This is a genomic window from uncultured Flavobacterium sp., from assembly GCF_937967675.1.
In the GTDB taxonomy this organism is placed as follows: Bacteria; Bacteroidota; Bacteroidia; order Flavobacteriales; family Flavobacteriaceae; genus Flavobacterium.
Genome location: NZ_CALBSN010000148.1, coordinates 16,246 through 27,090, shown reverse-complemented (window position 1 = coordinate 27,090; position 10,845 = coordinate 16,246). Strand labels below are relative to the sequence as shown.

At 32.3% G+C, this 10,845-nt stretch carries 7 protein-coding genes; all 7 read right to left on the bottom strand.

The window, feature by feature from the left end; genetic code table 11:
* Positions 1 to 222: 222 nt before the first annotated feature.
* Positions 223 to 1,551, bottom strand: coding sequence for a hypothetical protein (locus Q0075_RS09860; RefSeq protein ID WP_297869356.1), 1,329 nt, complete (start codon positions 1,549 to 1,551; stop codon positions 223 to 225).
* A gap of 69 nt (positions 1,552 to 1,620) precedes the next feature.
* Positions 1,621 to 3,222, bottom strand: coding sequence for a SulP family inorganic anion transporter (locus Q0075_RS09855; protein ID WP_297869355.1), 1,602 nt, complete (start codon positions 3,220 to 3,222; stop codon positions 1,621 to 1,623).
* A gap of 15 nt (positions 3,223 to 3,237) precedes the next feature.
* On the bottom strand, positions 3,238 to 5,106 hold the full coding sequence (locus Q0075_RS09850) for a proton-conducting transporter membrane subunit (RefSeq protein ID WP_297869354.1): 1,869 nt from the start codon (positions 5,104 to 5,106) through the stop codon (positions 3,238 to 3,240).
* A gap of 3 nt (positions 5,107 to 5,109) precedes the next feature.
* Positions 5,110 to 7,605, bottom strand: a complete 2,496-nt coding sequence (locus Q0075_RS09845) for a YbcC family protein (RefSeq protein WP_297869353.1) — start codon at positions 7,603 to 7,605, stop codon at positions 5,110 to 5,112.
* 74 nt (positions 7,606 to 7,679) lie between these two features.
* Positions 7,680 to 8,015 (bottom strand): hypothetical protein, encoded by a 336-nt coding sequence (locus Q0075_RS09840; RefSeq protein ID WP_297869352.1) that lies wholly within the window; start codon positions 8,013 to 8,015, stop codon positions 7,680 to 7,682.
* Between the two features lie 151 nt (positions 8,016 to 8,166).
* On the bottom strand, positions 8,167 to 8,511 hold the full coding sequence (locus Q0075_RS09835) for a heavy-metal-associated domain-containing protein (protein WP_297869351.1): 345 nt from the start codon (positions 8,509 to 8,511) through the stop codon (positions 8,167 to 8,169).
* An 11-nt stretch (positions 8,512 to 8,522) separates the two neighbouring features.
* On the bottom strand, positions 8,523 to 10,823 hold the full coding sequence (locus tag Q0075_RS09830; RefSeq protein ID WP_297869350.1) for a TonB-dependent receptor: 2,301 nt from the start codon (positions 10,821 to 10,823) through the stop codon (positions 8,523 to 8,525).
* Between the last annotated feature and the right edge of the window lie 22 nt (positions 10,824 to 10,845).

Genomic DNA, 10,845 nt, shown 5'->3' with positions numbered 1-10,845 from the left:
TAACTCGTGTAGCTTTAGAAAATGCTGCTTCTGTAGCAGGAATGATTTTAACTACTGAATGTGCTTTAATTGACATCAAAGAAGACAGTCCTGCATTGCCAATGGGCGGAGGAATGCCAGGCATGATGTAAAATTCACAATACTCAAATACATAAAACCCGATTAGAACTTTCTAATCGGGTTTTATTTTTAAAACTAACTTAAAACAAAAAATAAAACTATCTAATTGAAGAAAACTTGATATTGTGCTATTACAGAACCATTTCTAGAAACTTGGTCCCCGGCAGTATTATAAATTGGTCTATCTTGATAAGAAACGGTAAACTTCGAAGTGTGATTTGCCAATAACCAGTTTACACCAATATCATAAAAATTCATTTGATCGTTTAATCGATTAAAATTAGAACTCTGAATCGATGCGTAAGGCATAAGAGTGGTTTTTCCAATTAAATTCTCTTTAAATTTATATCCAATCTGACCATATAAAGTTGTTCCTGTTCCATACATTGGAAATGCATTTCCAGCGCCATTTAAAATTGTAGCATTGTTATTTCCATTTGCTGGATTCATCACACCTAAATTACGCGTGTAATTATCTCCAAAATCATATTTTGTAACACTTGCATAAGCACTAATAGCTTGTCCTTTTGTCCCAACTGGAGCATCGTAATAAATATCAGCAGATAAATGCAACATATTGTGATTAATAGTATCACCAACTGTATTTAATTTCCACATGGCATCTTTTTGATAAATAAATCCAGCACCAATATTAAATACTTTTTTCTTACCTAAATAAGTTCCTGTCATGTAAGGCATCAAATTACTTTCTTGGTCTTTAAATTGGTATTGAAAGTAACCGTTCCATTGCATTTTTGGAGAAGCAGCTGAAAAATTCCAATTGGTATTTATGGTTGGATTATAGTTGGCTGATTTTTGAATTGCCATTGGTTGCGCCATTGCAATTCTATAATCTAACTTACCTAATTTCCCTTTTGCGAAAACTGATAATTTTCTCAAAAACTGGTCTGTAACATCATTTGTAGTTTGTTGAAACAGTGGCGCATCAACTCCTAAAATAGAACCTGTTGATGGAGAGGAAAAACGAGCTAAACCACTCCAACCAGACAACCCCATTCCTAAAGACAATTTTGTTTTATCGATTGCATATTCCCCCATGGCATCATGCAAAAAGAAACCTTGCTTTCTATCAGAAATATTATTTAAGTTGTTTTGTCCAAATTGCGAATAAATAAAAACTCTATCCGTTAATTGCCCATACATCTGTATTCTAAAACGACGAATTCCTATATCGGTTCCGCTACTTTTTTCAATTCCAAAAATTGTTGTTCCTGGATTATATTCTTGGCTACGAAGCCAAAGCTGAGCTAACATCGTAAACTTTACATAGTTACTTCCATCTTCATTTAAATTGAATTTACGATCTTTAAAAAAACTATTGGATTCGGACTTTTTTTCATCTTGAGCATTAGCATTTATAGTGACAAATACTAATGCAAAAACTCCTAAAAATTTAAAAATATTTTTCATTTTTTGACATAAAGATTTAGGAAACCCATTTGATTATGGGTTTCCAATTATTGTTTTACTGCTAAAAAACTAAGCTAGTTTTGCTTTTCTTGAAGACAATGGATGAGCAGAAAGTGGTTTATGATTATCCAAACCTTTAATTTTGACAGTTCCACCGTTTGCCTCATAATCATGTTTAAAGTGCTCCAAGTTTTCCATTACAGAATGATCAACTAATTTTGTTTTCTTTAAGTCGATAGTTACATCAAAACCATAAGGAATCGCTTCTAATTTACTTTTTACTCCTAAGTAATTCGTAAAAACAGCTGCTTTACTAATTTCAACTAAATAATTATTCCCTTCAAAAGAAACTAAAGTTGGTGCTTTAAATAATGAAGAAATTGGTGTTCCATTAATTAAATGGATGATGATTTTTAAAACCATACCCGCAGCAATACCAATAAGTAAATCTTCGAATAATGTAAAGAAAATCGTTACTAAAAAGATTGCCAATTGTTCTTTACCAATTTGAAACGTATGAATAAACTCTTTTGGATGGGCTAATTTAATCCCTACCGTAATCAACATTGCTGCTAAAGCTGCATTAGGAATCATCTCTAAAATTGGGGTTGCTAACAACACAAACATTAAAATAAAGAATCCGTGGAAAAAATTAGCCCATCTTGTTTTTGCACCATTATTTACATTTGAAGAAGAACGCGCCACTTCAGAAATCATTGGCAAACCTCCTAAGAAAGCAGCAATTGTATTTCCAATTCCAACAGCAATTAAATCTTTATTCATATTTGACTTTCTTTTGAAAGGATCTAACAAATCGATTGCTTTTACTGTTAACAATGATTCTAAAGTTCCTACTAAGGCAAACATAATTACATATTTAATAAACAATCCTGTTTGAGAAAAACCTTCAAAACTTGCATTGAAATTCAAATTATCAACAAAACTTCCAATTTTCACTAAAGCATAAGCAGGTTCTGTTTCTTTAAAATGCATGAATAACTCACAAGGTATAGCAAACAACAATACCACAAGCGGAGCTGGAATCATTTTAATAGTTTTGTTTTTGATATACGGCCATCCCATCATAATTGACAAACTCACCACACCAATAATAGAAGCTTTAGGATCTAAATTAGCAATGAAGTTTGGAATATTAGCCAATAATTCCAATGGCCCTTTACCTTTTGCTAACGTTGGATTATCATTCAATAAAACGGGAATTTGTTTTGCTATAATGATAATTCCAATCGCTGCTAACATTCCGTGAATAGCAGAAAGCGGGAAAAAATCGGCTAATTTTCCTAATTTCAAAATCCCGAAAAGAATTTGAATAATCCCTGCAACAACCATTGCTCCAAGAGCTAATTTCCAACCTAATTCATTATCTCCTTTTCCAAATTCGGCAACAGCCCCAGCAACAATAACAATTAAACCAGCAGCTGGTCCTTTAATTGTTAAACGAGAACCCATGAAAAATGAAACTACAATTCCACCAATAATAGCCGTGATTAATCCCATAATTGGTGGGAAATCAGAAGCTTTTGCGATTCCTAAACTTAATGGCAATGCCAATAAAAACACGATGAAACCAGAAATGGCATCCGTTTTAAAATTTTCTTTTAAACCTGCTAATCCATCAGCAGGAATGTATTTTTTTATATTTGCGTTCATATATTTTCGAATAAATTAAGATGATTTGTAAGGCAACTCATGATATGTTTTAACATGAGGGCCTAAGAAAAGACGAGCATAAATTCGGATTCCAGCAATACCCGAAACCACAAAACTTGATGCTACAAAAAAGGCCAAGAATAGTTGATTACTATCAATATGACTAAAAACTAAATCTTCACCGATGAAAGTCGTTGTAATTGGAAATCCAGTAATTCCTAAAGTAGCTAACAAGAAAAAGAAAGCAAATTTAGGATGCTCGTAAACATGACCTAAATACTGATTAATCAGAATTTTTCTCTCTAATTTTCTAAGTTGTAATAAAGCTACATACCCTATTATTCCAGCCACAATAATTCCTGCTAGATAATAAGTAATTTCACTTACACTTACTTTATCATTAAACACAATGGCTAATGCAATCCAAAAGTGATTCATAACTATTAAAATCCATGCTAAAAAAGGACTTCTTCGTTCTGAAAACGATTTGAAAACGAATACCAATCCAATAAAAGCAAACAATTCTGGCAGCATATTAGTCAACTGATAAGGCAAATGCAACTTGAATTTATACGTTATAAATCCCAATAAATAGATTGGAATGAAGAAGAAATAAATTCTCTTAATATTCAAGAAATCTAGTGATTTACCTATCATTTTCAAGGGTCTCCACAATACCATATTTAAGAATCCCTCCAAATTGAATTCTTTAAGAGCTAAAATGTAAAGTGTGTATTCTAGTTTCTTTGGATACGAATCTTCGATAGCTTTTTCTCTTGGTTTGAAATTGTAAAATTGGTCGCGAATTAAATAACTCACTACCGATGGCGATACCAATAATTGATAGGTTCTCAAAAATGCATTTCCAGCAAAGTGAATTAAGGCTAATGTTTCAAAACCTAAAGCAATTTCAATAAATATAATTCCAATTTGAGAAATTGAACTGTAGGCAACTTGACTCTTTACAGAAGATTGAACTCTTGCCATAACCGATGCCGCCAAACTCGTGGTTAATCCCATTAATCCAATGGCAAAACGCATGGTAGTTTGATGTTCCCAAAATGGAAACGTTCTCAACATCAAGAAAACTCCTAAATGCACTGATAAGGAACCATAGAAAATAGCGCTCGAAGGTGTTGGTCCTTCCATAGCTCTTGGCAACCAAGACGAAAACGGAATCTGAGCCGATTTTGCCGCAGCCGCACAAGCCAAACAAAGCGCAATGAATATTCCGATAATGGAATGATTTTGCAGATGTTCGTTGACCAATTCGTAATTATTTAACTTCATGAAGGTAATATTTTCATGAAATAAATGGTGACTTGCCCACATGGCTAATAGCAATCCAACATCGCCAATTCTGTAAATTGAGAATACTTTGAATGCATTTTTAACAGGTAAATAACGTTCTCTATAAAAAGCAATTAAAAGGAAAGAAGAAATTCCAATGATCTCCCAACCAATGAATAAGGTTTCAAAGTTTCCTGATAAAATAGCTAAGTTATATCCGAAAAAGAAAAACAAAACCGTATTAAAAAAACGCTTGTATCCTTTTTCTCTATGTAAATAATAACGACTATAAGTAGTTATCATCGAAGTTAATAAAGCTCCAATGAACAAATAAACAGCTGAGATTTGGTCAAAATAGAAAGCGATATAAAACTCGTAATGAGCTGTTTTTAATACCGACAATTCTAATAAATTTAAATCTTTAGCTCCGTCAATTATCCAAAAAATGATAAAAGCTGCTAATCCTATTAATTGTAAAAAAACCGTTCCAAAAGCCGTCCATGAGATGGCTTTTTCTTTAGATTCAGGCAAAAACAAACTAATGATAAAGCCTAAAAACGGTAACAGTATAAAATATTGCAATAACTCGTTCATGACTTAAAGGGTATTAGTGATTATTCCTACCGGAAGATTTTCTTTTGTAGTTTCAACCAACTGCATTTCATCTTTAATGAAATTTACAGTTTGAATAGGTTGATAGGGAACAAACTTTTCGTCTTCAAAAACAAAAAGCTCTTTAGTTTCAGGTTGAACTGCCACTAATTTCACCCAATCATTTTTAAACCATTCGTAAGTAGCTGGATTTTTAGAAATTGCGTATAATACTTTCTCTGGGAAATGTTCTGCAATAACCAACAAACGAATTGGGTCATGCACCTCAATCATTTGACTAGGTAAACCTGGACGTAAATCACCATCGATTCCGTTGGCAACTCCAATTAATCCCATTACGTTATGAGGTAATTTAGAACCTGCTCCTAATTTTTGATTATCAACTCTTGAGAAATAGTATTCCAAATTAATTCCACCACCAACTGGAGCAACTGCGCCTAAAATAATGGCTAAATAATCTCCTGAAGGATCGACTTCATAGTCATATGAATTCAAAAACGAACGTCGGTCTAAGAACAATTGTTTAGACAAACTTCTTCTTCCTACAATACACATTGCATTTGTAGCGTGATTTAATTCGGGACGAGGTTCAAATAAAGATAAAGAACGACGTTTTACTTTTTCGTGAACTTTTTCTAAAGTATCTGAAGTATCAATAGTATCAAAACGTCTTGAACGTTCCTTTGCATTATTATCTAAAGCTTTGGTAAACGTGATTACATTTTGTTGATGCAAAGCTTTATTATTTTCGGACAAAGTATCTTCATCATAAAAAGCAATTTCATCTCGAGTCGTATCGTGTAAAGCTGGTAAAAATTGTGTTGAAGTTGGAATATCAATTCCTCTTTGTCTTAAAATGGCTCTAACTTCTGGATGATTTGCTGCAAACGAAGCTACTTTTGCGTTTACCGAACTTGGTCTACCACAACAAGCACCACAATCATAACCTGCATAATGCGTATTATTGATACTAGTTGCTCCGTGTCCAACTACGTAAACTATTGGAGAAAAATTTGAAACTAATCCAATACTTTTCAATAATCCTTCTACTCTATTGGCCATTTCTTCTACCGAAAAACCAATTTGCAAATCATTTTCTTTTTGATTGGCGTCTTTGTTTTCGATAACCAATTTCGATTTTTTATGCAAATGCTTGAATGAAGCCGTTGTAGCTGGCGACATCGAAGGTTTAAAAATATTCAAAAACAATTTTAAAGCCGAAGAAAACCCTAAGGTTTGACTAATTATCCAACCAAAAAACAACGAGTGTGATTGCTTGTGATAATGCAAATCTTTAGCATGCTTTTTCTTTCTGTGCTCTTCCTTGATTAAGAATTTCGGCGTTACCGGAGCTGGACATAATTTGGTATAAAATTTTCCATTTACTGGTTGATAGAAAAATTCGAAGTTAAAGAAAGCGGCCGTTCCATAAGTGGAAACATTTTTATCAATGTGTTCAATATGTCTTCTAAACGAACATTCTCTGTCGTCCATACAAAACATCCCTTGAAAACTTGGTATTTTTTCTGCCTTTTCTTCATTAACATTTTGAACATTTGATAATACAGCATCGTAGAAATTCCATTCAAATGCTTGTTGCCATAACGACAACACATCAAAAAGTTCATTATATTCTACTTTTTCAAAAAGTAAAAACGATTCGTTTTCAATTTTAAAACCAAGTGGCGCCCAAATATCATTAAACTTATTATCTAATGTGTCAATTTCAAGAAGTAATTCAAACTTGATTAGTTCTTCTAAGGTAATATTTTTTGAATCTAAAAGTGAACTAGGATTATTTTCGATAGTCGCAATCATGCCACTCCAACCTGGATGCCCAAATTGTTGGTCAAATAGATATTGCTCGAATAATTCTTCTTTTCCTACAATTATTTCTAATAACTGCGTGATTGAAGCATTTTCTTGTAATAGTTTTTTTGCTCTATCAGAAGTAAAAATTCCTTTAAAGGTATTCTTTTCTAACTCTCTAATAGAAGCTAAAAATCCTTTATCATGTACAGGAAAATTCCAAATAGCAATCCCTTGATCTAAATAACTACACAACACTCTAAATAATAAACTATGTGTTGATTTTTCTAGATTTATAGCGTAGTATTTTTTCCAATTAGAACGTAAACTTCCAATTCTTGGAAAAATGGATTCGTCGTAATTGATTTTCAGCAACTTCTCTTTCCAAGTTTGAAGATTTTCAGCTCCTTTTGCTTTTATGATAATGGCATCTAAAACTGTCTCGTTAATTTCTTTATTAACAAAACGTTGTCTAAAATCGGCTATTGACAAATAGGTTTTATAACCAAAAATAGTAGAAGCTTCTAATAGTGCGTCGTGAAATTTTTTACTTTGAAAAGCATGTAAAGTATTGTGGTGCACAAAGTCTTTCAACGGATTTTGTGCAGGTAAATAATGGGTTAAGTGATGAAGAACTTCGTGTTCGTCAAAACCAACGGTATGTGTTTTCATTGATTAATGAAATAAATTAATACACAGTGAACATTCACAATCAAAACAATGATGTGAAAAAAAATAAAGGTGTATTAAGAAAGATGAAACTTCCAATTACAATATAAATCGTAAAGTGGAATGGTTTCTTTTGAAGAAAATAATGAAGTAAAATACGAGTTAGATTTCTCTTTTAACTCTGTACTTTTAAAATTTATATTTTTAGGATGATTTAAAAACCAATTTGATTCAACCTCAAACTCAGGTTCCGATTCAATAATAATAAATTCACTTTCTTCAACCTCAACAGTTTGAAAATGCGAATAATTAGAATCGTTATTCTTTTTTTGAAATTCAATTTGAGATTTAAATTTTTCCGTAATCGTTGTGTTTGAAGAAACACCAATAGCCCACATGAAAAATGTGAGCATAAAAAACGGAAATAATTTTATTAATCTTTTCAAATTGAATTTACTTTCTACCTAAAAGCGATACAAATGTATAGCATATTTTGATTCAAAGAATTAAATTACACATAATTTTAACAAAAAATCCGATTAGAGTTTCTAATCGGATTTTTTACTATTTCATTCGCTCATAGTTACAACAGCCGTGAAGCTTGTCATAAACCGCATCTTCAGCTTTTATAAAACCTGTGTCATGCCCTACAGCGGCAATTGCTTTTGCCACATCTTCTACTGAACATTTTGTTTCATCTATTATCAAATGAATATCACCATGATCAGCGTGCCACTCAGCGCTTTTCACTCCTTTTACAGAATAGGCAGCTTTTTCAATACGTTTTTCACACATTTCACAATTCCCAGCTACTTTAAACTCTACTTTTTTGTTTTTGTTTTTCTTCTCTTGGGCTACCATTGTGAAAGAAAAAATACATGCTAATACTAATAAAACTATCTTTTTCATTTTTCTATTATTTAGTGGTTATGAGTTTCCTCTTCAGCTGGAGTTAACTCTTCAATTTTATGACTCTCTTTTTTATCTCTAATTTTAAATCGTAATCCAGCATAATACATAGCACCAAAAGTGGGTCCGTATATCATACTACTATCAAAATAAGTACCAAAAGGATTTTCATTTTGAACAATTCCGTTCATTTGTTTATAATTCCCCATGTTTTCACCTCCAACATACACTTCAAAAGTACTTGAAAATGTTCTTGTAATTTGAGTATTTAATGTTCCAAAAGCTCGTGCATATTCATCTAAACGATATTGCGCAGGATTTGATTGTGTATACGGCAAACGTTGTTCACCTAACCAATTGTAAGTGACATCAAACTTCCATTGTTGTCCTTTGTCTTTGATGTGTGTTTCGTAAGCTAAATTTCCAAAAACTCTATGTTTGGCTTGAAGCGCTCTTTGCATTTGACCTCTTGTAAACTGACTTTGTACATCATAAAATTTATAAGCCGTTTTAAAAGTCAAATGCGTCATCAAATCAATTGAAAATTCTGCTTGAAATGAATTCGCAAAACTGTTTCCGTTTAAGTTATAAAACAATACTTCTTGTGGTGAATGATCCACATCAACCACCGCTTGATTTTGGAAATCTGTTCTGTAGTAATCTAAAATCACCTCACTATCTTTTCCTGCTAATTTGAATTTTTGTATGAAACTCAACCCATAATTCCAGGCGATTTCAGGATTTAATCCATATAAGCTTCCATCATTATTTAAAATGGAGAAATTTCTATTAGACGCAAATAATTGTTGGTTTTCAGCAAAAATATTAGCAGCACGTTTTCCTCTTCCAGCTGAAGCTCTTACAACAGCATTTTCCCAAGGATTGTATCGAATATGTAATCTTGGTGTGATAAAAGTTCCTAAACGATTGTGATTATCAACTCTTGCTCCAGCTACTAAACTGAAATTATCGGTATTGTCATAAGTGTATTCAAAAAAAGCACCAACTGAGTTATCAATTCTTGAGAAATCGCGACTGAAATTCACCGCTACGAATTCGTTATAATCATCGTAAGTGAAGTTTAAACCAGTAGTGAATTTATTCTTTGTGTTATTGATAATCGAATTGAATAATAAATTCGAATAAAAACTTTTTTGATGAATATCATATTGACTCAAACCAAAATAGGAATCTTGCTTGTGCGATTGAAACGAATTCTGAAATCCGAAACTTTGATACGGCATATCGGGAAAAACGTATCCTGTTTTGTTTGAAATTTCAATTTTTTCTGTGTTGATTTCACTTCCCCAAGCGTTTGTTGTTAATCTATCTGTATCTGGATTGAAATCCATTTCTCCCGCTTGCTTTTCATCGTTCATGTAACGAACGTTTAAAAAACTAACCAAACCTTTTTCAGCGTCAGCATACTGCCAACGATTTAAAATATTGACTTGTTTTCCAATTGGACCATCTAAAAATCCGTCGTTGTTCATATCATTTTTTCCTACACGCGTATTTCCGTGCAAAAACAAAGTCGAACTCAATTTATCCGAAAATTTATTATTAAAATGCGTGTTGATTTCATAACGTTCATCTTGAGAAGCATAAGCATTTAAGAAAAACGGTATATCGCTAGCTGGTTTTAAAACTTCGTAATTAATTTGCCCTGAAATACTTTCATAACCATTAATTACACTTCCAGCACCTTTGGTAATTTGAATGCTTTCTACCCAAGTTCCAGGCACAAAAGATAATCCATACGCTTGTGAAGCACCACGAACCGAAGGAATATTCTCTTCAGCTATTAAAATATAAGGACTAGTTAAACCCAACATTTTAATCTGACGATTTCCAGTAACGGCATCCGAAAAATTGACATCGATGGATGGATTCGTACTAAAACTTTCAGACAAATTACAACAAGCTGCTTTTAGCAACTCTTTTTGTCCCATGACTTGAATGTTTTGAACTTTATATAAAGAATGTTCGGTTCCTTTTTTGGTTTTTGAAACCACAACTTCTTTTAAAGTATTTACTTCTTTTAAAACTACTGAAATCGTATTTGAAGTAATTTCAATTTTCTTAGTTTCAAATCCAATGTAACTCACTACCAAAAAAGAAGTTTCGGCAGATTTTTTTATGGAGAAATTTCCATTTTCATCTGTTGTGGTTCCAATTGCGGTATTGAACCAAAACACATTGGCACCTAATAAAGGTTGATTATTTTCGTCTTTTACTGTTCCTTTTATCGTTTCTTGCGAATAAATAAATTGAGAAACAAAGAATAGCAAAAACGCTATATTTTTAAACATAATAAGATTATTTATTGTTATT